General features: G+C 40.5%; 27 protein-coding genes. 18 read left to right on the top strand and 9 right to left on the bottom strand.

Features of this window, described 5'->3' with window-relative positions; translation table 11 throughout:
* Nucleotide 1 precedes the first annotated feature (1 nt).
* The 5 genes from IGI69_RS13400 to IGI69_RS13380 all read left to right on the top strand — a co-directional run bounded on the left by IGI69_RS13400 (nucleotide 2) and on the right by IGI69_RS13380 (nucleotide 2,362).
* Nucleotides 2-334: a hypothetical protein gene (locus IGI69_RS13400; RefSeq protein WP_074536833.1), complete on the top strand. Its 333-nt coding sequence runs from the start codon at nucleotides 2-4 to the stop codon at nucleotides 332-334.
* Nucleotide 335: 1 nt separating this feature from the next.
* The gene (locus IGI69_RS13395; protein ID WP_074536834.1) at nucleotides 336-641 is read left to right on the top strand and encodes a hypothetical protein; all 306 of its coding nucleotides are present in this window, start codon (nucleotides 336-338) and stop codon (nucleotides 639-641) included.
* 39 nt (nucleotides 642-680) lie between these two features.
* Complete coding sequence (locus tag IGI69_RS13390) at nucleotides 681-935, top strand: DUF5960 family protein (protein WP_074536840.1); 255 nt, start codon at nucleotides 681-683, stop codon at nucleotides 933-935.
* Between the two features lies 1 nt (nucleotide 936).
* Complete coding sequence (locus tag IGI69_RS13385; RefSeq protein WP_081343909.1) at nucleotides 937-1,752, top strand: N-acetylmuramoyl-L-alanine amidase; 816 nt, start codon at nucleotides 937-939, stop codon at nucleotides 1,750-1,752.
* A gap of 331 nt (nucleotides 1,753-2,083) precedes the next feature.
* Nucleotides 2,084-2,362 (top strand): hypothetical protein, encoded by a 279-nt coding sequence (locus IGI69_RS13380; RefSeq protein WP_142967367.1) that lies wholly within the window; start codon nucleotides 2,084-2,086, stop codon nucleotides 2,360-2,362.
* A 119-nt stretch (nucleotides 2,363-2,481) separates the two neighbouring features.
* Here IGI69_RS13380 and IGI69_RS13375 read toward each other — a convergent pair whose 3' ends face one another.
* The 3 genes from IGI69_RS13375 to IGI69_RS13365 form a co-directional block, all read right to left on the bottom strand.
* Nucleotides 2,482-2,895 carry a hypothetical protein gene (locus IGI69_RS13375; protein WP_074536836.1) on the bottom strand — a complete coding sequence of 138 codons (414 nt, stop codon included), beginning with the start codon at nucleotides 2,893-2,895 and terminating at the stop codon, nucleotides 2,482-2,484.
* Nucleotides 2,896-3,396: 501 nt separating this feature from the next.
* Nucleotides 3,397-3,654: a hypothetical protein gene (locus IGI69_RS13370; RefSeq protein ID WP_074536837.1), complete on the bottom strand. Its 258-nt coding sequence runs from the start codon at nucleotides 3,652-3,654 to the stop codon at nucleotides 3,397-3,399.
* Nucleotides 3,655-3,842: 188 nt separating this feature from the next.
* Nucleotides 3,843-4,133 carry a DUF5960 family protein gene (locus IGI69_RS13365; RefSeq protein ID WP_271812279.1) on the bottom strand — a complete coding sequence of 97 codons (291 nt, stop codon included), beginning with the start codon at nucleotides 4,131-4,133 and terminating at the stop codon, nucleotides 3,843-3,845.
* Between the two features lie 777 nt (nucleotides 4,134-4,910).
* On the opposite strand from IGI69_RS13365, the gene IGI69_RS13360 reads away from it, so the two are divergent.
* Together IGI69_RS13360 and IGI69_RS13355 are read left to right on the top strand one after the other, a co-directional pair.
* Nucleotides 4,911-5,537 (top strand): restriction endonuclease, encoded by a 627-nt coding sequence (locus IGI69_RS13360; protein WP_005228410.1) that lies wholly within the window; start codon nucleotides 4,911-4,913, stop codon nucleotides 5,535-5,537.
* A 227-nt stretch (nucleotides 5,538-5,764) separates the two neighbouring features.
* Nucleotides 5,765-6,010 carry a hypothetical protein gene (locus IGI69_RS13355; RefSeq protein WP_016608418.1) on the top strand — a complete coding sequence of 82 codons (246 nt, stop codon included), beginning with the start codon at nucleotides 5,765-5,767 and terminating at the stop codon, nucleotides 6,008-6,010.
* Nucleotides 6,011-6,037: 27 nt separating this feature from the next.
* Here the strand turns inward: IGI69_RS13355 and IGI69_RS13350 are convergent, their stop codons facing one another.
* Nucleotides 6,038-6,811, bottom strand: coding sequence for a MurR/RpiR family transcriptional regulator (locus tag IGI69_RS13350; protein ID WP_010749961.1), 774 nt, complete (start codon nucleotides 6,809-6,811; stop codon nucleotides 6,038-6,040).
* A gap of 180 nt (nucleotides 6,812-6,991) precedes the next feature.
* Here IGI69_RS13350 and IGI69_RS13345 point away from each other — a divergent pair, with 180 nt between their 5' ends.
* From IGI69_RS13345 to IGI69_RS13330, 4 genes are all read left to right on the top strand, one after another.
* Nucleotides 6,992-8,563, top strand: a complete 1,572-nt coding sequence (locus IGI69_RS13345) for an alpha-glucoside-specific PTS transporter subunit IIBC (RefSeq protein WP_016608417.1) — start codon at nucleotides 6,992-6,994, stop codon at nucleotides 8,561-8,563.
* 28 nt (nucleotides 8,564-8,591) lie between these two features.
* On the top strand, nucleotides 8,592-9,923 hold the full coding sequence (locus tag IGI69_RS13340; RefSeq protein ID WP_010749959.1) for a 6-phospho-alpha-glucosidase: 1,332 nt from the start codon (nucleotides 8,592-8,594) through the stop codon (nucleotides 9,921-9,923).
* A 65-nt stretch (nucleotides 9,924-9,988) separates the two neighbouring features.
* The gene (locus IGI69_RS13335; RefSeq protein ID WP_010749958.1) at nucleotides 9,989-11,155 is read left to right on the top strand and encodes an MFS transporter; all 1,167 of its coding nucleotides are present in this window, start codon (nucleotides 9,989-9,991) and stop codon (nucleotides 11,153-11,155) included.
* A 13-nt stretch (nucleotides 11,156-11,168) separates the two neighbouring features.
* Nucleotides 11,169-11,627 carry a PTS sugar transporter subunit IIA gene (locus IGI69_RS13330; RefSeq protein ID WP_016621670.1) on the top strand — a complete coding sequence of 153 codons (459 nt, stop codon included), beginning with the start codon at nucleotides 11,169-11,171 and terminating at the stop codon, nucleotides 11,625-11,627.
* A 55-nt stretch (nucleotides 11,628-11,682) separates the two neighbouring features.
* Here the strand turns inward: IGI69_RS13330 and IGI69_RS13325 are convergent, their stop codons facing one another.
* From IGI69_RS13325 to IGI69_RS13315, 3 genes are read right to left on the bottom strand one after another with little or no spacing between them, the layout of a single operon-like run.
* A complete protein-coding gene (locus IGI69_RS13325; RefSeq protein WP_005228413.1) occupies nucleotides 11,683-12,456 on the bottom strand; it encodes an ABC transporter permease in 774 nt (257 codons plus the stop codon).
* 5 nt (nucleotides 12,457-12,461) lie between these two features.
* On the bottom strand, nucleotides 12,462-13,265 hold the full coding sequence (locus IGI69_RS13320) for an ABC transporter permease (protein WP_010749956.1): 804 nt from the start codon (nucleotides 13,263-13,265) through the stop codon (nucleotides 12,462-12,464).
* On the bottom strand, nucleotides 13,262-14,236 hold the full coding sequence (locus IGI69_RS13315) for an ABC transporter ATP-binding protein (protein ID WP_015510305.1): 975 nt from the start codon (nucleotides 14,234-14,236) through the stop codon (nucleotides 13,262-13,264). Before IGI69_RS13315 ends, IGI69_RS13320 begins: the two co-directional genes overlap by 4 nt.
* Before the next feature lie 398 nt (nucleotides 14,237-14,634).
* Between IGI69_RS13315 and IGI69_RS13310 the strand changes: the two genes are divergently transcribed.
* Nucleotides 14,635-15,303, top strand: coding sequence for a CPBP family intramembrane glutamic endopeptidase (locus IGI69_RS13310; protein ID WP_060791459.1), 669 nt, complete (start codon nucleotides 14,635-14,637; stop codon nucleotides 15,301-15,303).
* Between the two features lie 48 nt (nucleotides 15,304-15,351).
* On the opposite strand, the gene IGI69_RS13305 is transcribed toward IGI69_RS13310, so the two are convergent.
* Nucleotides 15,352-16,143 (bottom strand): helix-turn-helix domain-containing protein, encoded by a 792-nt coding sequence (locus IGI69_RS13305; protein WP_438741138.1) that lies wholly within the window; start codon nucleotides 16,141-16,143, stop codon nucleotides 15,352-15,354.
* 232 nt (nucleotides 16,144-16,375) lie between these two features.
* Between IGI69_RS13305 and IGI69_RS13300 the strand changes: the two genes are divergently transcribed.
* The 3 genes from IGI69_RS13300 (at nucleotide 16,376) to IGI69_RS13290 (ending at nucleotide 19,154) form a co-directional block, all read left to right on the top strand.
* Entirely contained in the window at nucleotides 16,376-17,389 is a 1,014-nt protein-coding gene (locus IGI69_RS13300) for an acyltransferase family protein (RefSeq protein WP_270266633.1), read from the top strand.
* Between the two features lie 177 nt (nucleotides 17,390-17,566).
* Nucleotides 17,567-18,631, top strand: coding sequence for a DUF1002 domain-containing protein (locus IGI69_RS13295; RefSeq protein ID WP_438741136.1), 1,065 nt, complete (start codon nucleotides 17,567-17,569; stop codon nucleotides 18,629-18,631).
* Nucleotides 18,632-18,782: 151 nt separating this feature from the next.
* Nucleotides 18,783-19,154, top strand: coding sequence for a YccF domain-containing protein (locus tag IGI69_RS13290; RefSeq protein ID WP_270266635.1), 372 nt, complete (start codon nucleotides 18,783-18,785; stop codon nucleotides 19,152-19,154).
* Between the two features lie 255 nt (nucleotides 19,155-19,409).
* Here IGI69_RS13290 and IGI69_RS13285 read toward each other — a convergent pair whose 3' ends face one another.
* Nucleotides 19,410-20,261, bottom strand: a complete 852-nt coding sequence (locus IGI69_RS13285) for a MurR/RpiR family transcriptional regulator (protein ID WP_005228428.1) — start codon at nucleotides 20,259-20,261, stop codon at nucleotides 19,410-19,412.
* Nucleotides 20,262-20,413: 152 nt separating this feature from the next.
* Here IGI69_RS13285 and gnd point away from each other — a divergent pair, with 152 nt between their 5' ends.
* The 3 genes from gnd to IGI69_RS13270 are packed head-to-tail and all read left to right on the top strand — an operon-like array spanning nucleotide 20,414 to nucleotide 23,445.
* On the top strand, nucleotides 20,414-21,313 hold the full coding sequence (gene gnd / locus IGI69_RS13280) for a phosphogluconate dehydrogenase (NAD(+)-dependent, decarboxylating) (protein WP_270266637.1): 900 nt from the start codon (nucleotides 20,414-20,416) through the stop codon (nucleotides 21,311-21,313).
* Nucleotides 21,314-21,324: 11 nt separating this feature from the next.
* Nucleotides 21,325-22,326 (top strand): D-isomer specific 2-hydroxyacid dehydrogenase family protein, encoded by a 1,002-nt coding sequence (locus IGI69_RS13275; RefSeq protein ID WP_438741133.1) that lies wholly within the window; start codon nucleotides 21,325-21,327, stop codon nucleotides 22,324-22,326.
* A gap of 15 nt (nucleotides 22,327-22,341) precedes the next feature.
* Nucleotides 22,342-23,445 carry an iron-containing alcohol dehydrogenase family protein gene (locus tag IGI69_RS13270; RefSeq protein ID WP_438741130.1) on the top strand — a complete coding sequence of 368 codons (1,104 nt, stop codon included), beginning with the start codon at nucleotides 22,342-22,344 and terminating at the stop codon, nucleotides 23,443-23,445.
* Nucleotides 23,446-23,454: the final 9 nt, after the last annotated feature.

Below are 23,454 nucleotides of genomic sequence, written 5' to 3'. Positions count from 1 at the left end.
CATGGATGCACAGCAAATTACGCTAATCTTGGTAGCACTGGTTACTTCAACTGGTACCTATCTTGCGACCAAATCAACAAACAAAGTCAGCTTGCAGAATGAGAATGTCAAGAATGCAAAAGCCCTATATGATCAATATGTTGCGATAAACAAAGAGCTGCAAGATAAAGTTGATAAGCTAGAAAAGAAAGTAGAGCAGTTGCAAGAAAAATATGAGAAGGAAATTGCATTTTATAAAGAGGAAATTGACCGTTTGGAAGATGTTATTGATGTTTTGGAAGGCGAAAACGAAACATTAAAAAATGAGAATAAAATTTTGAAAGGTGGAATTTAATATGGAACATATTTTAACAGCAGCAACAGTAATCGTAGGGGTAGTTATGGCAGTGACGGGATTAGTAAAGAAAATGATCCCAGATAACAAATTATTGCCGGTCATTAATATTTTTTTAGGGACAGCAGTCGGGATCGTTTACGCCGCAACAATGGTACCAGATCAATTGATTGTGTTTGGTTGGGCAGGATTCTTGTCAGGATTGGCCGCAGGTGGATTTTATGACTTAGGCGCTGGATTTATTAAAGATTCCAACGCTAAACCAGACTATGGTGATGGGCAGGAGTTCACAGAAAAGAAAGAGTAGCCAATAGGTTGATCTTTTTAACTTGAAGGGATGATGAACATGAGAAACAAAGAGAAATTTATTAATGACTTTGAAAAAGTTGCTAACGAACAAGCACTTCAAACGGTCGATCCAGTAGAAGATGCTTCACATGCAATGAACCAATCAAATGAACTTAAATATGTACTTCCAAATGAGTTCAGCAAAACAGGCAAGGATGAATCCTTCATATTCGAAAAGAATCTGCATGAAAAGACGGGTTCTGATTTAGGGGAAGTATTAGAAGATTATTTTTATGTAGGAAGAGGTGAGTAGAATGGCGTTTAAAGATTCGCATGGTGGTCATTGGGGATTAAATATGATGGATCCTGGCGCTTTAGGCTGCGGATATAAAGAAGCTGAAATCGCACATAAAATAAATGAGCTGATGCGCTCTTATACTGGGGTACCTGATACTTCAGATTATAAAGCGACCTCAGTCAATCAAAACTTAGGTAATATTGTGACGAATATGAACAACTTTCCGGGAGATTATCATATTAGCAATCACTTGAATGCTTTTAATGGTACTGCGAACGGTGTCGAAGTTTGGTATTGGGCGGGCGATGAATCGGCTAGACAAATGGCAGAAAAAGTCTCTGCTACTATCGCCAAAGTAACTGGGCTATTTAACCGAGGTGCAAAAGCAACTACTAGCTTGTATGTTATTCGTAACTCAAATGGGCGCACATTGCTTATTGAATGGGGCTTTATTGATAATCAGGGCGACATGAATAAGTTGCTTCCAAATCTTGATAAAGCAGTTCAAGAAGTTGTTAAATTATTTGGATATACGATCAATTCAAATAATCAAGAATCAGTAATCAAGGATACACCAGAAATCGAAAAAATCTTAGGAGGAATTGGTATGTTTATTTATTGGCAACCACAAGCAAAAGGAAATATCAGTGATGGATATGGTGTATGGGGGAATAAACGATTTCATCTGAACAATGATGAAAAAGTCAAACACTTTAGAGCGATGGTGCGTAATGCAACAGGTGCAGCTTGCAGGGAATATCGTTGGCCTCGTGGGAGTGAACAAATCAAAACTGTAGAAAGTTTTACAGAGCTTCAAAAAACAGTAGTTTAAAAAATAACCCGCTTCGGCGGGCTTGTACATAGATCATATTCATTTTACTTGCAGTAAATAAGTTTATACTATAAATTAGTAGGTGCGTGCAATACTTTATGAAGAGTAGTTAGGCGGTGAAAACTTGGGGAAGTGCGCCTAACACTCTTCTTTTTTATTTTATCATTATTTCAACGTAATAGATATTATTGATTAGAAATCTCTTATATATACTCTAAGCTCTAAAAATTTGACCACTTATATTAATTATTGTATTAAAATTAGTATTTTATTAATTAAACATATTGATAGAAAGTTAAGAATGATGTAGATTTGTATTAGAGGTGATTCTATGAAAGTTGATAAACTACATTATAGAAAAGTAATTAACAGCGCAAGACACCTAGAATACAATTCGATACGCTATTTTCAATCTTCGTCTGATCAAAGCAACCTCGAGACAATTAATGAAGAATTAGACTATTTAATAAAAAATGATGTTTATCACAAGATAGCACGTACATCTCGTAAGTCATTTTTAAGAGATAAGATAATAATTAGAAAAAATCTTGAGCAGGATTTTAAACTTTTGGAGAAGTATACAGCTTTTTTTGACCAGCATGAAATGTGAAAAACAATATTCATTAAAAAAATTTTTTTATTTAATTATGTTACTCCTCTATGGAGATGGTTGGTTTATATAAATACATAGCCCGCTTCGGCGGGCTTGTAAAAATATTTAGTTAACCGCTAGATCTTTTGTAAAAAATTAATAAGATTTTCTGCATCTTTCATATTATCCAACTCATAGATGCTTTCTGCATCATCGGTTTTTACTGTGACAAAATTTCCATAAAAAGTATAGCTAGTAATTATCTTGTCATTTTCAGATAAATCTAGCGCATAAGTATTAGCTCCAACAAGTCCATCATAATCTTTTACTTTGTTCTTATCTGTAAGCTCTAGTTCGGATATCATATCTTGAACCTTTGAAATTATTTCTTGATCCAAACTTTTCTTATTTATATCTTCAAATTGATAGATACTTCCGTTCATAACTTTAAAATGAACTTCATCGATATTATTCGAATCAGAGTTTTTACTGGCTGATGCACAGCCACTTAAAACTAATATTAGCAATAGTCCACCTAAAATTTTTCTCATGACGGTCCTCTTTTCTTTTTTTCAGTATATCAGAAATTTATTTAAAAATGTCTGAAAAAAGAAAATCTTAAAAAAGGGTAATTGTATCCAAATAAGGCTATAGTATGTAAATAACTAACCAATTTAATTTTTCATTGTTTTACTTATTTTGATCCACTCTATCATAACTAGGGAGGCTTTTTTGTTGAAATAAAAAATATTACTTTGTAAAATGGAATCATAGCCTTGACCGGGGCTATTTCATTTTATATCTTTTTTCAGGCCCACTCTCCTTGAGGGTGGGTTATTTTTGAGCAGAAGGTTTGAATAAATTTTAGATCGCTCATATAATTAATTTACCATATAAAAAAACTTTTTTATCTAATTGTGCCACTCCTCCCCGGGAGTGGTTTTTTTGCAAAAAAAGCACAGCATATTCTCATATGCCGTGCAAGTGGAACTATGTTCCGTCATCATAATAATCATCATATAGTAATTTACTTAATAGGAAAAGTAATACGCTTATCGAACATTGATATTTTCAAATTCAATCATGATCTTCGTTTTGCCAATGACAGTATACTTCTTCACAACAAACTGTTTGCGATCGTTATACTCACCAGCAACCACAATCTGCATTCCCTCATCCACATCGGCTAAGAAGTTCAAACTATGCCCCGCAATTAAACAATTCACTCTACCAATCGAGAACCGCACCAAAGGGGTCTTGCTCATCTTCAACACACGTATCTTCGATGCATGACCTTTCATCGTTTTCATAACAATCGCCTCCGTAATCTTGTAAATAATAGCGACAATCCGTTTTACCTAAAGTGACAGCGACATAAAACTCGACGCATCTTGCGCCGTATAAAGCTTCCTGAGATTCAGAAATACTGTACGGAAAACCATTTATAAACTCAGAGAAAGATAGGTAGCCCTGCTCATATTGACTGATTATGTTCATATCAGTTACCGCCGGGCTTATATTTTATATTCGGATCGTATTTTCGGAGAATCATGTCTTGTGTCCTAACATGATCAAAGAGATAGTTGTCGCCGTCTTTTTTAAACACAAAAGCCAGTTCTTCCAAATAACCACTGTAGCTTGAGGGAACGGTAAAGTAGGGCTTTCCGAAATTATCCATGGTTCTAACGAATTGATCGTATAATAGATGAGCTGGGCCCATTCTTTCGATAAATTCGTAGTAGTAGCGTTCAAAAGCATATGTCCGTTGGTGCGCAAGTGGTATTTGCATATCAATCACTCCTTGCAAGAATTATACGAACGTTTGTTCTTGTTGTAAAGCGAACAAAAGGTAAAGAAAAAAGCCTAATACAGGCTTTGAAAACTATGTATGTTGGTTCGTATCATGCTGGCGGATTGACTACCCCTTGACTACCCCTAGAAGAAAACAAGGGAATTTATAGAGTATATTGCAATACTAAAAAAGCTGAATTTAAGCTAATTGAGAAATACTAGAACTTATTAAAAAATTCAAAGATATGAAATACGGTCTCAAAGACAACAACGCTGCAGAATAAGACAAATAACTGCAAATGTTGTTTCGACAACATTTCAGAGGTTTCCCTTTTACGAGGGAAACCTTTTTTTATTTTTATTGGTAATAGACAATCAACTGCTAAAGCGAAAGAAACCATTCAGAATCTGTTACAAGTAAAGTAAGAGGACTCAATAGATCAGTAAGACAAGAATGTGGAAATTAGCACTATAACGAATCCTATCTAGAAATTTTTTTAAATGAAGCAGTGATCAAGAGTGATTTGATTAACCTTCGATTGTTATTGAATATTCAAGCTTCAATTGACTTTTAGCTTAAATAAAATTATCATTAAATTAATAATATCCCTTTATAAGTTTCTTATTTTGACTTATTTCACCGAATTCAAACGTTTTTTTGAGAAAAGTAGTTATTTCCTCTCTTTAAAAACCAGTTTTACTCTACATAATTAAAGACCACTTACTAGCTAAGCTTTAACTAATCACATCCAAAACAATCAAGAAAGGAAGAGACATGTTTTCATTTAAGAAAAAGAAAGAAGTTATTAATTTACCAGAACTAAGCAACTTTAATGAACGTACATACCCGAAAAAATTGAAAAAGATTGTGGCTCAATTAGAAACCTGTAAATCGGAGGATTTGAATTATATTGCTGAATGTATTTTACAAAAGATGGGATATACCGTCCAAAACATCGATGGTTACAAAGATGGTGGTATTGATGTGTATGCTTTTTCTAATAATAAAAAGGCAATAGCGGTCCAATGTAAAGCTTGGAATCCGCAAAAGACGACGGAGCGGATCAGTAAGCCACTTGTTGCCGCATTTAAAGGGATTTTTCCAGACAAAGGGTTTCCCAATGGGCTTTTCATCACTACACATTTTTTTACAGATCAAGCATTAGAAATAGCCGGTGATAATCTACTGTTGGTTGACAGAAAAAAGCTGATTGAGCTGCTTGCGCATTTTTATCCAGAAATGATCAGTGAGTTATTTTATTATAAAACCTTGACTGAATTAGAAGAATGCAAGAGTTGTAAAAATGGGAAGAAGTTGAAACTTTATAATAAGAAGAAACGCAACTATTACTATATCTGTGAAACATGTGGAGAGTATAGCTCGTTTAATTATTCATCATGAAAAAAGAACAAGAGAAAAGCGTAATGAATGAACGGATATCCGTTATTCATTACGCTTTTTTCGCGACTTATGTCACAGTCATTTTTTTCTCAAATAAATTTTAACAAATGTGTCCTATACGTCGGGTGTAATGACTAAAACAGCCTCGTTTGTTTCGGTAGGTTCGTAGCCAGCTTCCCGTGTTTTTGACGACTTAAAGTGTATTTGAATAGAAGAAAACGTAAGATATGGCAATCAAGCAAACCAACAATAAACCAGAGAGTGACAGAAAAAGCAGCATGATTCGTTTCTTCTTCAATCCAAGTACAAGTATCACTACATTCAATAGAAAGAAAACAAGTAAAATCGCTAAATATTCCATAACTGGTCCTCTTTTACGTTTTTATTTATCTTACCAGAGATTGGCTGCTTTTCCTAGCAGAAATTGGCTGAAAATGGCTTATTCAAGCGTCTTTCAAAATACTGTAAGTTAAATGAATGAAGGAAAACCAAGAGAACTTTTATGGCTCTGAGACGCTTGCGGCTTGTTTTTGCCAAGCATCATATTTTAACAATAAGTACTCGATCACAAAGAAAAGTGTGGCGGTCGTTTCAAAGGGAGCGATCGCATTTTCGGTTGACTGGATCTCTGGATTTAAAAAGAAAATCGTTTCAGAACAGAGTTTAGAAACCGTTGAGTTTCTCAGCTTCGTGATCCCGATCGTGTTGATATTGCGCTGTTTCAGTTGCTTTGCTAGTTTGACAACGGTGGGTGACTCACCGTTTAAAGTAATCAAAATCACTAAATCATCTGGCTCGATGATGCGATAAAATTGTTCATTGACTGAGATCGCACCAAAATCGTAGACAAGTAGTCCATTAGGCAAAAATAAGAGTTTCATATAATTGGAAACAAGGTTTTGAATGTCCCCTGAACCATAGACAAAGATTCGTTTGGCATGAGCCATCATCTTGCACAATGCTGTAAAATCTTTCTTTTTTAAATTTTCAATCGTTTGAATATGATTGTCTAGAATTTCGCCTTCAATCTCAGAGAGTAGGGCATTTTCTTGTTGTACCTCGTTCTTTAAATGGTATTTGAATTCTGAAAAGCCATCAAAGCCGATTTTTTGACAAAAGCGCATAATCGTCGTCCTAGAAACGATGCACTCCTTGGCTAAATCATTGATGGACATTGCCAAGCAGTGCTTTTTGTGAGTGGTGATGTAGGACCAGATCAAAAAGTCATTCTCGGTTAATCTTGACTGGTAGGTAGTGATACGGTCTTGCAGCATAGGCTATCTCCTCATTTTATCTCTCCATTGATTCTGTGTGACAATTCACATTTTATGTGAAAAAAACCTTTCAAATGTGAGAAACTTTTAAACAACGGAAAAGGGTTTCATAGCATCATTTTAATAGTAAAATGAGAATCAGTAAAGCGCTTAACTAAAAAACGTGAAGGACGAAAAACTATGATGAAAAAAATTCAAAGGTTCGGCGGAGCGATGCTGGCACCGGTCATGCTGTTTTCCTTTTTTGGGATCGTTATCGGCTTTTCTCTGCTATTTTCGAATCAGACGATTATGGGGGATATCGCAGCACCAAATACCCTCTGGTTCAAATTTTGGAATGTGATCGCAGCAGGAGGCTGGACGCCCTTCTTCCAATTACCGCTTTTATTTGTAGTAGGGCTGCCGATCAGTCTAGCTAAAAAATACGCCGCTCGCGCTACGATGGAGGCACTCGTTACTTATATCGCTTTTAATTATTTTGTAAATGCAATTTTAACTTTGTGGCCAGAATCATTTGCGGTAGATTTAGCTCAAGGGGCAACTGCTGGTTCTGGGTTGACCTCGATTGCAGGAATCATCACCTTAGATACCGGCATGATGGGCGGCTTGCTGATTTCGGGAATCGTTGTCTATCTCCACAATCGCTTCTATGAAAAAGAATTGCCAGAAATGCTATCGAATTTCAGCGGCTCAGTTTTTGTAACCATGATTTCCTTTTTTGCCATGGTTCCTTTGGCAGTACTCATGTGTTTTGTCTGGCCAGTTATCCAAGAGGGAATGAGAAGCATGCAAGGCTTTTTCATTGAATCAGGAAACTTCGGTGTCTTTATTTATCAGTTCTTGCAAAAAATACTGATTCCAACAGGCTTGCATCACTTTGTTTATGCACCGTTCGCCTATGACAGTGCGGTTGTCGAAGGGGGAATGGCCGTTTATTGGGCCTCCCACATTGGCGAGTTCCAAACTACTGCATTTTCGCTGAAAGAACTCTATCCGTTTGGCGGTTTCTCACTATCAGGAATGTCGAAAGTCTTTGGAACGGCAGGTCTGAGTTTAGCGATGATCCAAGCGGCTCGGCCTGATAAAAAGAAAAAAGTGATCGCATTGATTGCACCGGCAGCATTGACGGCTATTTTGACCGGAATCACTGAACCAATCGAGTTTACTTTCTTGTTTGTTGCACCAGCATTATGGTTCGTTCATGCTTTACTGGATGCTTCGATCGCCACAATCTCCTATGCTTTCGGGGTTGTCGGGGACTTTGGCGGCGGATTGATCAACTGGTTAGGTCTAAATTGGCTGCCCTTGTGGAAATTTCACAGTTCAACTTATATTACCCAAATCATTATCGGGCTGATTTTTACCGCTATCTGGTATTTTGTGTTCTCCTTTATGATCAAGAAGTTCAACTTAAAAACGCCTGGACGTGAGGATGATACTGCAGCAATGCAGTTGTATACAAAAGCAGATTATGACAACAAAAAGCAAGATGAAAAATTACCAAAACATGTGCGGCAAGCACAGGCCTATATGCACTTGGTAGGTGGGAAAGACAATGTCATTGATGTAACGAATTGTGCGACACGGCTGCGTTTGACTGTTAAGGATGCCGACAAAGTTGCAGATAGTACGCAGTTTCAAGAAGCAGGTGCCTCAGGATTGGTCAACCCTGGAAATGGCGGCATTCAAATCATTGTAGGATTAACGGTACCAACGGTTAGAGAATCATTCGAAGAACTAATGGCCGAATAAAACAGAATCACAAGGAGGAACAAGTACCATGAGTAAGAAAAAAAGTTCAATTTTAATTGCAGGTGGCGGAAGTACCTATACACCATCGCTAGTTATGATGTTATTAGAAAGTCAAGAGCGCTTTCCAGTTAGAAAAATCAAATTTTATGACAACGATGAAAAGCGACAAGAAACCGTAGCAAAAGCTTGTGCGATCATTATTGCCGAGCGAGCGCCAGAAGTACAGTTCGAATATTCAACCGATCCAAAGGAAGCTTTTACGGATGTCGATATCGTAATGGCACAGCTTCGTGTCGGCAAATATGCTATGCGGGAACAAGATGAGAAAATTCCTTTCAGGCATAATGTTGTCGGACAAGAGACCTGCGGACCTGGTGGTTTAGCTTATGGCCTGCGCTCGATTGGACCGATCTTAGAACTAGTCGACTACATGGAAAAATACTCGCCAGATGCCTGGCTTTTGAACTATTCCAACCCAGCAGCAGTCGTTGCCGAAGCGACCAGAAGATTCCGACCAAATTCAAGAATCATCAATATTTGTGATATGCCAGTTTGTTTGGAAGATATCATGGCGCGAGTGATTGGGTTGAAGGATCGGAAAGAATTTGAGACGAGCTATTTCGGCTTGAATCATTTTGGCTGGTGGACCAGCATCAAAGACCATGACGGCAATGACTTGATGCCACAAATCAGTGCGCATGTTCAAAAGTACGGCTACACCGAACAAACACAAAAAGGCCAGCATAAAGAAAGCAGTTGGCTGGAAACGATGTGGGCGGCTAAAGATCTGCACGAAATTGAACCAGAATTTTTATCGAATACCTATCTGAAATATTATTTGATGGCTGATGAAACGGTGGCTCATGCGGACAAAGAGTATACCCGTGCCAATGAGATCATTGACGGACGAGAGAAGTATGTGTTTGATGAATGCCGACGAATCGTTGCAAACAACACAGCAGTTGATACAACATTTGCCTCAAACGAACATGCTTCCTTTATTACAGACCTTGCTTGCGCACTAACCTTTAATACGAAAGAACGTATGATTCTTATTGTTGAAAACAACGGCGCAATTGCCAACTTTGCCCATGATGCAATGGTGGAACTGCCTTGTCTAGTTGGAAAAGATGGCTACGAAGTCTTGTCGATCGGTGATATTCCAACATTCCAAAAGGGATTGATGGAGCAGCAGATCGCATCTGAAAAATTGGCAGTTGATGCTTGGGAACAAGAGTCTTACCAAAAATTGTGGCAGTCCTTTACTATGAACAAAACTGTACCAAGTGCGAAAGTCGCCAAAGAAATATTAGATGAAATGATTGTGGCGAACGAACCATATTGGCCAGAACTTAAATAGGTTCAGCAGGTAAAAAGGAAAGGGATCGGCTGAAGGAATTTCCTTCAGCCGATCATAAACAAAGAATGGAAATCAAACACAAATTTCAAGTAATCTATTTTGTTCAATATGCAACGATGGCGATTTTGATGACACAAATCGTTCCTTTTTTAACTGAGCAAGGCTATGATGCGCTTGAAAGAGGCTGGTTTTTAGCCTCCTACAGCATCACGACAATTCTTTTTCAGTTAGTGATCGGCTATTATTCGGACAAGAGCAAACGATTAAAACGTATTTCGATGCTTCTGATGATCTTTCTGGTTTTCTTCTCCATTAGTTTTTATTGGTTAGGAAAAGACCACTGGCTGATCCATCTTCTGGTATTGGCTATTGCGGGTGGATTAGCCAATACAACAGCAACGGTGCTCGATAACTGGGTATTATCGGAGTCCAGTACTTCAAAAAGAATTGCTTCAATCAAAGCAAACGGCTCTTTAGGGTGGAGTATGATGAGTGTCTGCGTGCCATTCTTTTTATTTTCCAATAATTATCGCTGGTTTAGTTTGCCGCTGCTCCTCTTTTTGCTTATCAATTATACATTTTCACGAACGATCCCAGAGAAAAACGCCTTACCGCAAAAGCAAGGAACAGCAACAAACAGCGGTGTCTCGCTGGCAGACATTCTTCTGTTATGCAAAGACCGACGCTTTTTGGTTTATACGGGACTGTTCTTTCTCTTGTACTTGACAATCGTTGCGAACAATACGGTCGTTATCGACAAGCTGATTACAATGGAAAGAGGCAGTGAATTTGTTGGTCTGAAATGGTCGATCCAATCCTTTTGTGAAATTCCAGCGTACCTTTTGCTGAATCGCATGATTGCTAAATGGAAAAATGAGCGCTTGATTTTGATTGCAGGCATATTTTTAACCTTACAATTTTTTGTCTATTGGCTTGCTAGTAGCCCATTCTTACTTTTGGCAGCCAGTTTTCTGCAGTTTTTCACTGTACCGGCATTTACCATCGGCAGTCGAATGATTATCAGTGCTATTACACCGCCAGCTGTTTTTTCTTCTGGACAACTGATATCGATCAGTGTGTACATTGGTGCGGCATCGTTTCTTTCGCCATTAGCTGGCGGCTTTCTTTCGCAGGTGCTGTCCCTCGATACTGCCATCTTTATCTTTGGTTTATTGCCCTTCGTAGCTTTTCTTATCTATTCTAGCTGTCAGAGAACACTGTCGGCAATCTAAGGAGGAATTACGGATGCTTTTTAAAAGAAAAATAGAAATCTGTGCACCGGTAACAGGCCGACTGCTACCGATCGAAGAAGTACCAGATGAGGTATTTTCGTCTAAAATGATGGGAAATGGATTTGCCGTTTCTCATCATCACGGAAAAATCTATGCACCAGCAGCCGGGACGGTTCGAACGATTTTTCCAACACAGCATGCCTTAGCCGTTGAGTTGGTGGATGGCCGTTCCCTTTTGATCCATATGGGAATTGAAACAGTGGCGTTAGCAGGGGAGCCCTTCACGATCGCGGTCCAAGAAAACCAGTCAGTCACGACAGGTGAGTTGCTGGCAGAAATGGATGTAGCAGCAGTTGAGGAAATGGGCAAAGAGACCATGGTGATCGTTGTCTTCATGGAGGAACAAGGCGGGAAGTGCCTGCGAACAGACGGCGATATTCAGCAAGGAGAGGCTGTTTTTCACTTGAAATAACCGAATAAAAAAGGAGCGCATTCTCTTAGTTTCAAAGAGAGGCGCTCCTTTTTATTTACGAACCCGTAGAAATATAGTTCTTCAAACCTACTCGCCAAAAGAAGAAGGCGGGAAAGGCAAAGAGTAGACAAACCAAGGGTGATAAGATCCACCAAGGATTAGTTACGCGACCAATGACATACAGAAACGGATAATACTGAAACCAAGCCATCGGCACGACGTAGGTCAATAAACGCAAGACGTGTTTTCCGTAGATACTGAAGGGGTAGCGGCCGAATTCGCGGGCACCATCGGTAAAAATATTCATAAATTCAAGTCCTTGGATCGTAAAGAAGGAAATGGCGGCATACACTAAGAACAATAGGGCGAAAAAGAGGGCGCCACAGACGATCATCAGAAAAAGAGTCAGGACATTTCCAAAATGCCAAGCAATTCCACTATTAGGAATCGCATAAGCAAACAACAGCAAGGCTTGAATAAAACGGCCGAGACGCGAGAATTCCATTTTGGAAGCTAAGACTTGAAAAATCAAGGAGCGGGGGCGCACGAGTGCTCGATCGAACTCGCCATTACTGATCATTTGCGGAAAAAGATCGAACCCGCGAAAGAAGCATTCCGCAATCGAAAAGGCAAACAAAACCGTCGCAAAGGAAAGCAGGACTTCCTCAAAGGTAAAGCCATCCACTTGATGAAAGCGGGTAAACATAAACCAAATGCCTAAAAAAGCAGTAAAGGAACCTAGAAATTGTCCCAAAGCGGTTAACACAAAGGAAACTTTATACTGCATCTGACTTTTGAGATGGATACAAAAATAATGCCAATAAACCATATTCCTTAACCTCCTTGCACAACGACACGTTTGAGCGCCTGCTGCAGCCAAATTTTTCCGATCACGATCAAAAGTACGAGCCAAAAGGCTTGTAAGAGCAATGCTGAAACCAGCGCCAAGTCAGTCAGATCCCCGTTGTAAATTCGCAGCGGGACGTTTTGCATGGAAGCAAAAGGCAGTAGTTCCACGAATTGGCGAAAAGGCTGCGGAAAGAAAGGCAGAGGAATGACCCCACCAGCTAAAAATTCACCGATGGAGCTGATGACGACCCGCACCCCGATGGAGGATAATGTATAAAAAGTCGAGATGTAGACCAGCTGCGACATAGCGATCACTACACCTAAACTCAGCGCCATAGACAAAAGAAACAAGAACAGGGCAACGATGTTTGCTGGCAGAATTAAACGATAAGGTGCTGGCAGTAAAAAGGCAATCACAAAAATCGGTCCGCAACGCAAGACGGCTTTTGCTAAGCGATTGGCAGCCGATTGGCAAAACCAGCGATTGTATAGATCCATCGGCCGCACAAGTTCATAGGCGATCGACCCTGTGGTGATGGTATTGAAAATTTCTGCCTCAAAGAACCACAACATAAATAAAGACAAGAAGGCTTGCTGGAGCCAAACATAGGAGACGGTTTGTTGAAAGGTCATGGGAAAGGCACTAGGATCTGCTTGGTAAAAGGCGTGGAATGCCAGAATTTCCATCAAGCCCCAAGCTAGTTGCGTAGCCATCCCGGCAATTGCCGCCGAGCGGTATTGCAAGGTATTGATAAAGCGGATGCGGAAAAATGCCTGATACTTCCTCATATCTGATACTCCTGATACAGCTTGGCGACCATTTCTTCGGCGGTGATACTGGCAACGGCCAAATCGGTGATCTCGACTTGACTGCTGAGCAGACTGAGCAGCTGAGCGACCGACACTTCTTTGGGATCAAGCTTCAGAACAAGGCGACCGACGTCTTTTTGAAGAAGTTGGACATTTTCTGGCAGATGGGGCTCATTCCCTTGATAGTCGACCTCCAGCGTTTTGACATCAGAAAAACGGTGCTTTAGTTCATCGAGGCGACCATCTAGCAAAATTTGCCCTTTGCCGATCAACAGAATTCGTTGTGTCAGCGCCTCGATATCTTGCATATCGTGGGTCGTCAGGATGACTGTGGTACCTTTTTCTTGGTTTCTTTTTTTGATGAACTGACGCACGGCGATTTTTGACACAGCATCTAAACCGATGGTGGGTTCATCAAGAAATAAGATTTTGGGGTCATGGAGTAAGGAGGCTGCGATCTCACAGCGCATACGCTGACCGAGACTTAAGGAACGAGCAGGGGTTTTTAAGATCTCACCTAAATCTAGTAAGGTGACTAATTCTTCTAGGTTGCGTTGATAACTAGCAGCGTCGACTTTGTAGATATCACGAATCAAATCAAAGCTGTCATTGACGGGGACATCCCACCAGAGTTGACTGCGTTGCCCGAAGACGACGCCGATGTCTTTGACATGTTGAATACGTTCTTGCCAAGGCGTACGACCATTGATGTGACAAACGCCTTGATCAGGGGTCAAAATCCCGCACATGATTTTGATGGTGGTACTTTTTCCAGCACCATTAGGCCCGATGTAGCCAACCATTTCGCCTTCATTGATGGTAAAGCTGATGTCTTGCAACGCATGGACGGTGGTGGTTTCACGAGAAAGAAAGGCTTTGGCTGCTTGGCGAAAGCCGCTTTTTCGCTTGGATACTTGGAAGGTCTTGCTGAGGTGTTCTACTTGGATCATTTGGATTCACTCACTTTCTTTTGACAAACGCGACAAAAAGAGCATTCGAAATCGAATACTCGCAACGAGTTGGTCCAAACGAACATGGTTGGGGCAGCGGTTCGTCAGCCAAACAAAAGTAGGAACAGTGTAGCATAAGAGAGCGCTTTTTTCAAACATTACTTATATTTTTTTTGAAAAGAATGGGAATGAAAAAGCGTGGTTTATTCGATAAAATGAGCAAAATAACTATTTTTATTTTTTATTAGTTGTAAATAATGAGGAAACTAAGTATCATTATAAGCAGCCGATAGTGGCTGAGCATTTTCTGGAAACATGGGGAACCAAATGATGGGCTGTGTCATGATTTGTCGTAACCCAATCCTGAAAAATGCAATGAGCAAATAATGGAGGAGAGCATGAAAGCAGTAAAGAATGTCTTTATTTTGATTGGCTTATTCTTACTTAGTCAAGTAGGGATGACCGCATTTAGCGTGGTAAAAATCTATTATTTGGAAGCAGGAGAACCGACGATTCCTGCGATGATCAGCTATGGGTTGATTGCCTTGCTTTTGGCAAACATTGGTCTACTGATGTTTTTGGCTAAAAAGTTAGGACTTGCCACCTTTGACTTTGGCTGGTCAACGAAGAAAAATTGGCTATGGATCGTCGGAGGGTTTGTTTTAGGTCGAGTCGTTGCAGTTGGCGGAACGCTCTATCTGCAGCATATATCCGATCAAGAGGCGACCGCCAATGATGCATTGTTAGGGGAACTGTTTACAGGCGAAAATCCGCTTTTGATCTTTTTATTGATCGCTGTTGCTGCGCCAATTATGGAAGAGATCGTTTTTCGTGGTGGGTTTATTGGCCTTTTATTCGAGAAATACCCAATAGTCGGGATCATTTCAAGTGTAGCAGTTTTTAGTATCATCCATTCCGTCACCAATCTGGTCGAATTTTTGATTTATGGTGCTATGGGACTGATCATGGCGTTGATTTATGTAAAAACTAAGCGTCTAGAAACAGCCATCGCCATGCATTTTCTCAACAACGCCTTGGCGGCGATCGCAATGATCTTGCTAGGATAAGAAAGTCAGCAAAAAACCACCAAATCAAAACGATTCGGTGGTTTTTGTTTACTCTGGCAGCTGTCCTTGTTCAAAGGGCAATTGCGCCAGTTCTTCTGCAGTAAAGAGGAGGTCGCCTTCATCTTCGATAGAAAATGCGACACCAGCTGCAGATTTTTGATAGACGCGCGCTTTATTCATATTACGAAGATAAAGATCCTTGCCTGCATTTAATTCTGGTGCAGCTAAATTGTCTTCGCGATTGCTGCGAATGACGATTTTGCTTGTTTGCGCGCCAAAATGAAAACCGCGATGACCCAAAGCCGTTAATTGGCTGGCATTTTCGCTGCTGTATTCTTTATAACCCGACAGACGATCCGTTTTTACCAGCGGCCGATCGATCGTATAAGTGATCAAGTATTCCGTATCTTCAGGCAGCTGAATCACTTGTCCGGTTTCCTGATTCGTTATCTCAGTGGCAGGCAAGTGGTACTTTTTAATAGAAGTGATCGTTAGGTCTTCTTTTGTGAAAAAGACTGGATCGATCCAAAATCCTGCCAGCAAAATCGTACTTAAGCTAATACTGAGAACAGTCAAAAGGGCGATCAATACGAGGCCAATTCGTTTGCGGTGGGTGGTCAGATTGAGTTCTTGGACCATCTGCTGGTCTTCTTTTAATAAATAGTCCAAGGTCAATTCAAAATAGTTGCTCAACTTGACTACTTGGTCTAGATCAGGATAGCTCTTGCCGTTTTCCCATTTTGAAATCAGTTGCCGAGTGACAAAAAATTCCTGCGCCAATTGTTCTTGTGTGAGATTTCGTTTGGTGCGTTCTTCTTTAATAATTTTCCCAATATCCATGTGTCTGTTTTGCCTCCATCATTCTTCTTATATTATAGCAAACTCTTTTCTATGCGAACGAGGATCTTTGAAATTAGCGATGCAACAAAGGGTAACATCTTTATTTATCAATGTTTCTACTTGTTGCGCTGCCTTTCTATCTTGGAAGCTTTCCGTGCTGGTCACAAAAAGAAAGGACCAGTAGAGTGAAGTATGTTTGATCAAATTTGACGGAGAAAGGAGAAACGATCGAATGAAGACAAAACAACCTATGGTTCCAATTGGCTACATCCAATTCATCGCTTCCTTATTGGTGATTCTCATTCATTGTGGCCGACTGGCAGAAAACAACGGGCTTCATTTTTTGTTAAAGAGTCTCTTATGTCGTTTGGCGGTTCCTTTTTTTCTGCTGCTGAATGGCTATTTTTTTCAAAAGAGTACCTGTTCATGGCAGCAATGGTGCAAACGACAACTCAAGCTTTACTTGCGTTGGTCGATCGTGTATCTTCCCTTAGGCTGGTTTTATTTAGGGCAGCAAAATCTTGCTGATTCATTACGGGTCATCGGCTTGGCTACTGGCTTTTTTACAGTAGGGGTCTGGTACCATCTTTGGTATTTTCCAGCGTTGCTCTTTGGCATGTGGTTAGTACGAAAAACTCGCTTTCTTGGCTATCGGCGGCAGTTTTTACTGGCGATCAGTTTGTATGTGATTGGCTGTCTTGAAACGTACAGCAGTTATTTAAGTGGACCTTTATTGGTATGCTATCAAAGCTATCGGACACTATTTTTTACAACGAGAAACGGACTCTTTTATGGGTTTTTATTTTTATTGTGTGGGGTTTGTTTAAGAGAACACCAAAAACACCCTTTTTTTACGAAGCATCTTGGTAGAAAACTCGCGGTCTCTCTTTGCTTATTAGGCATTGAAGGTCGACTGGTGTATCTCAATCAGGGGGACGATAAGAATTTCATGCTGTTTTTTGTGCCGACGACTCTTTTTTTCCTTGCTTGGCTGATCAAGCAGCAACCCCCAAAGCGGACTTGGCAAGCAAAACAAGCAGCTGAGGCTAGTCGATTGATCTTTCTGAGTCACCCGCTGTTTCTAGAAACCGGGAAGGTCTTTTTTTCACTCGCAGGGTTTCCGTTGTTCTTTTATACGATAGCTTTAACGGGAGCCTTTCTTGGTTTGAGGAAAGTGGGCAGCCGTTTGAAATCCTATACTGTTGGTTTTGCTAAAAAAACAGTTGATGAAAAGAAAAGCGTCTAAAGTATTGCTGTACCAAGGATAATACCAAATTGCGCCTTTTTTAAATAGCAGTAGAGTTCTAAGTTTTTCTTCATTTCAGACTCTAGACGTAGGCTTTGCAAGAAAACCTATAGTACAATAACAGCAGTAAGAGGGAAAAATCCCTGAAAAAGAGATCAACACTTGGAGGAGATAGTGATGAAAAAACAGACTCGAAAACCAGCGATGATTTTAGCGACTCTCTTGGTATCTAGCCAAGTTTTATTAGCAGCACCACAAGTTTTTGCTGACGAAACCAATTCAACGACCAGCAGTTCCACTGCAACGAGCAATTCTACCGCAACGACAGCCACTACCGACAGTCAAACAAATACCTCTGACAGCAGTTCAGATCGTTTGCAAGTCAATGCCGTGGCGATCGGAAATGCCTTGACGAAAGCACAAGAAGACTACACACTTGAACGCCTGGGCATTCAAGGCGAAACACCGATTTATACGACAAACGGTACTGACTTGATGAAATACATTCCCGATGGTGGCTTTACCGCAGATTGGGCGGTCTATAGCTCGGTCAGAATGCAGACGCAAGAAAGCGGAGCAGGAATCACTGTCGATATCGCGACACCAGATAACATTACCCGCATCACCGCAGCCCAATATCAAAATGCAGCGCTGACGGCAGGGATCACTGATGCGAAGCTAACGGTCGCTTCTGCTGTACCAATCGACGGTTCCGGTGCTTTAGCTGGGGTATACAAAATCGTTGAAGAATCAGGCGGCGTCATCAATCAGAATCGAGTAGCTGTAGCTCAAGATGAGATGGATGTGCTTTCGACGATCACCGAAGAGAACAAAGACAAAGAAGGCTATTCCGATGAAGCATTGAATGCAGCACAAGAACAAGCGAAAACCGATTTGGCTGCTCAAACCGCAGATGGTACGGAATTAACCCAAGCAGATATTCAAGAGACAGTAGAAAAAGCCTTGAAGAACAATGGACTGGAAGGAATCGTTACGGAGAATCAAATTTCTGAATTGACCTCTTTAATGAGCGACATGCGAGACAACAATATCTTCGATGACTTCATCAAAGAATTGGATCTATCAGAAGCCCGCAAGCAAATCGAAGAAACCTCTAAGGGACTTTGGGAAAATATCAAGAGCTTCTTTAGCGGCATCTGGTCTTCGATCACCGGTGTCTTCGGAAATGACTCAAATGAGTCTAACAATAGCAGCGAATCAACCGTTGATTCTGGGCAATAAGCATTTTACAAAATAACACATTTCGCTTGTATTAAGAAAAAAGAGAAGCGGAGCATCAGACGATAGCGCACGTCTGAGTGCTTTCGATGTCCCCTGCTTTCTTTGCTAAAACAGGAGCAGTCTTTATTAAAAAAAGAAGGAGGGCAATCAGATGAATTTTTTAGGCAACGTGATTTGGTTTGTCTTTGGCGGCTTGATCGGTGCGATCTCATGGTTTTTGGCTGGGTGTTTATGGTGTATCACCATCATCGGCATTCCCATTGGTCTGCAATGTTTTAAGTTTGCGACGTTGTCACTCGCACCATTTGGGAAAGACATCGTTTACCGTGGCGGTGGCGTGTCCATGATTCTAAATATTTTATGGTTGATTTTTTCTGGTATACCACTGGCTTTAGGCCATTTAGCTAGCGCAGTCATTCTAGCCATCACGATCATCGGCATTCCATTTGCGGCGCAATCATTGAAAATGGCGCGCTTAGCGTTGATGCCCTTTGGAGCAGAGATTGTGTCTAGTCGTTATTGATTTACCTAAAAAAGATAGTCTTAAAAAACCACATTACAGAGCGGATAGCTTTGTGATGTGGTTTTTTTGCGAACATTAGCAAGAGTAAGGGACAAGATTTTTGGCAGGCTCAGCGCATTTGAGATTCAGAACTGAAAAAGTTGATAAGAAACCAACGAAGAGTACAGAAAAAACGCACAAGTTTTTTTGCATATCAACTGTGATTCACAAAAGAATTAGCGAAACGCAGAAAAATGTAAGTTTTTTCTTCCCTTCTCAGGGTTCTTTGATTTTTGAAATGGAGCGTCGAATTTTGGCAATCGATTGTTGCGCTTTGTCTCGATTAATAAACATTAAGATGACATAGAGGGAATCCATGATGCTCAGTTGAGCGATTCTGGATGCCAATGCCTCTGAGCGAAACTCAGTTTCTTCGGAAATAGAGATGAAAACCACGTCGCCGAGTTTGGCTAAAGGGGAAGCAGCATGGCTAGTAATGACGATAATTTTGGCACCATTGTTTTTGGCAACTTGAGCTAGTTCAATGGTTTCTCTTGATTTTCCAGTATGAGAGATAAAAATGCCGCAATCATCTGGCGTCAACAATGAAGCCTCCATCAGTTGGATGTGATAATCACTGCTGTGAAAAACAGTGATCGGCGAGCGCAAAAATTTGTGATAGGCATCGGTTGCCACGATCTCTGAACCACCAACGCCGAAGAAAAAAAGTCGTTTAGATTGATTGATCATTGCAGCAGCAAGCTTTAAATCTTCTTCTTTCAAAAGATTTTTGGTATCAGTCAATGTGGTCATATTGGAATCAAATACTTTTTGAGCCATAGTCAATTCATTATCAGACTTCTGGATATTTTCATGGATCGAAATGGCAGAAAAATCATTTTCCTGCATCAGCATTGCCATTTTGAAGTCTTTAAATCCGTTGTAACCGAGTTTTTTTGTGAATTGAAAAAAGGTCGAATCAGCGATGCCTAATTCATTGGATAAATCACTGATTGAACTGTGGCTGACTTTACTAGGATTTTCCAAAATGTAGTCGGCAATCGCTTGTTCTTTGAGACTTAAGTCTTTATAAAGCGTTTTTATTTGCAGGCGAATCGAAACAGTCAAAGACGGTTACCTCCTTTATATGAACATTATTATCTTTGTATTGTTACGTTACCTCTTTTAAAGAAAAAAAGCAAATAAAAATTATTTTTATTTTTTATGTTTACAAAAAAATATTTTTTTGTATAATGAAAGTATGAAATGGAGGCGCTGTCATGGAGATAGGAATTATCGGACTTGGAAAAATGGGATTGAACTTGGCCCTCAATTTAAAAGATCAAGGTTATCAAGTAAAAGGGCTGGATCTTTCGATACATGCGCAGAAAACAGCGCAAGAAGCTGGAATTACACTCTATCAAACGCTAGCTGATTTGACGAATTCTTTTAGCGGCCGACGGGTTTTATGGTTCATGCTTCCTGCGGGAACTGTGACTGAGGGGATTCTTGAAGAACTATGGCCCCTTGTATCAGCGAAAGACATCGTGATTGAAGGCGGAAATTCTAATTACAAAGATTCGATTCGCCGAGCAGCCTGGTTTAAAGAAAAAGAGGTGCATTACTTTGATTGTGGGACTTCTGGTGGGGTTTCCGGAGCTAGAAAAGATGCATGTTTGATGATTGGCGGGAATGAAATCGCTTTTTCAGAGGTGGAATCTTTGTTTGCAGATGTGGCTGTTTTAGGAGGCTACCTTTATGCAGGGGAATCAGGAAGCGGTCATTTTCTAAAGATGGTCCATAACGGTATCGAATACGGAATGATGCAAGCCATCGGTGAAGGCTTTCAATTGATTGAACAAAGTGCCTATGACTTTGATTTGGCTTCCGTCGCAGAGGTATGGAATCATGGATCGGTTATTCGCAGCTGGCTGATGGAAATCGCAGCGGCCCAATTTAATGAGAGCCCTAAGTTGGAGGAATATCGCGGGGTTGTTGCAGCTTCTGGTGAAGCTAGGTGGACAGTGGAAACGGCTTTGGAGATGAATGTTGCTGTACCGACGATCGCTATGAGTTTGTTTATGAGAAATTTGTCCCAAGAAGAAGACAGTTTCTCAGCGAAAGTCGTCTCTGCGCTAAGGAATGGTTTTGGTGGTCACGAGATTGTTGCAAAAGAGTAAGGAGGAAGAATATGGAACAGTTTAAGATCGCTATAGTGAATTCCAGCAGCTTTGGAAAAATCTTTCCGCAACATATCGAGCGGTTGAAAGCAATCGGAACTGTCAGTCATTTCACGTTCGATAGCGAAATCAATGGGAAAGAATTGGCAGAAAAGCTTAAGGGATACAACATCATTATAGCAAGTGTTACCCCATTTTTTACCAAAGAGTTTTTTGAGTATAAAGATGAATTGCTACTGATCACACGCCACGGGATCGGCTATAACAATATTGATTTAGAAGCAGCGAAGGAGCACCAAACGATTGTTTCGATCATTCCAGCTTTGGTCGAGCGAGATGCAGTAGCAGAAAATAACGTGACCAATCTATTGGCGCTTCTGCGCTGTACAGTTGAATCGAATACAAAGGTCCGCGAAGATAAATGGGAAAAACGAGCGAACTTTGTCGGACGCGCACTATTTAACAAGACAGTAGGCGTGATTGGTGTCGGCAATACTGGAAGTTGTGTAGTAGAAATATTGAGAAATGGTTTCCGCTGCGAGATTTTGGCATACGATCCATATAAGTCCGCTTTGCATATTCAAAGCTATGGCGGAAAAAAAGTCGATCTAGACGAGCTGCTAGCAAAATCAGATATTATTTGTCTATGTGCTAACTTGACGGAGGAAAATTATCATATGATTTCCTTTGAAGAAATTTCAAAAATGAAAGATCAAGTGTATCTCTCCAATAGTGCCCGTGGCGCACTTTTGAATGAAGAGGCAATTGTAAGCGGATTAAAAAGTGGGAAAATCGCTGGTCTTGCCACCGATGTCTTAGAGGAAGAGCCTGGTCATAAAGATCATCCGTATTTAGCTTTTGAAAATGTAGTTATGACACCGCATACATCAGCTTATACTATGGAATGCTTAGAAGAGATGGGAAACAAATGTGTAACGGATATTGAACGAATCGTTAAGGGACTGCTGCCAGATCGTGCTGTTCAAGCGGAAAGTCGGTTTTTAGCTGTATAAAGGAGAGTGAAGCTCGTGCTAACGGATTTAAAAGTAAAGGTTGGACCGCAAGTTTATCGTTATCATGAAGACGCGATCGACTATGTGCCGGAAGTATTAAAAGAGTACAAAGTAAAACGACTGCTGCTCGTACATGGAACGGTTTCTTGGGAAAAAGCGAAACCAAAATTACCTTTTTTAGAAGATGCGCATTTGGAAATTTTTTATCATCGCTACACAGGAGAATGTAGCTATTATGGCGCTGGACTGATTGCTGATCTTGTTGAAGAACTGGCGATCGATTTTATTCTGGGGGTTGGCGGCGGGAAGTTAGCTGACTTAGTGGGATATGCAGCACATGTAGTCAATCGACCCTTTGGACTGATCCCAACATTGGCCAGTAATTGTGCACCATGGACACCCTTGTCTGTCATGTATAAAGAGTCGGGAGAATCTGAAGGGAAGTCGGAACACTATTTAAGACAGGCTGCTTTTTTGATTACCGATCCGACGTTAGTGATCGATGCACCAGTCTCCTACTTTATCGCCGGTTTAGCAGATACGTTGGCAAAGTGGATTGAATCGGAAGCAATCTTAGCCCAACCACATTTGAAAAATGAGCCTTTCTTGCAAATGGCAGGCTATACAGCAAAATTATGCGAAACAGCCATTTTGACACAATCGAAACAAGCGATTGAAGATATGAAGTGGCAGGAAGTGACAGACGCCTTTTGTCATTTGTCGGAGATCGTTATTGCAGTTGCTGGAATGGTAGGCGGGCTAGGCGATAAATATGCCCGCAATGCAGCGGCGCATGCGATGCATGATGCCATCAGTAAATATCTGCCTGAGAGTCATCGTTTTCTTCACGGGGAAAAGGTTGCCTATGGGATGTTTTATCAATTAGCGCTTGAAGAAAAATGGACGGTCATCGATCAGTTGATCCCCTTTTATCAAGAATTGCACTTACCAATGAGTTTACATCAAATGGGTATTTTTCCTGAAGATGCACAAGTCATTGATCAGTTGGTGCAGTTCATAGATTCAAAAGAAAAAGTACACTTGATTCCAGTCTTAATCACCAAAGAACGCTTGAAAGAAGCTGTTCTTGATTTAGAAAACTATTTGAAAGAAGTTTAGGAGGAGGAA

The sequence above is a fragment of the Enterococcus sp. DIV1083b genome (genome assembly GCF_051713705.1).
GTDB lineage: Bacteria > Bacillota > Bacilli > Lactobacillales > Enterococcaceae > Enterococcus_D > Enterococcus_D casseliflavus.
The sequence above is the reverse complement of the archived record's forward strand: the minus strand, read 5'-3'. Positions and strand labels throughout refer to the sequence as shown.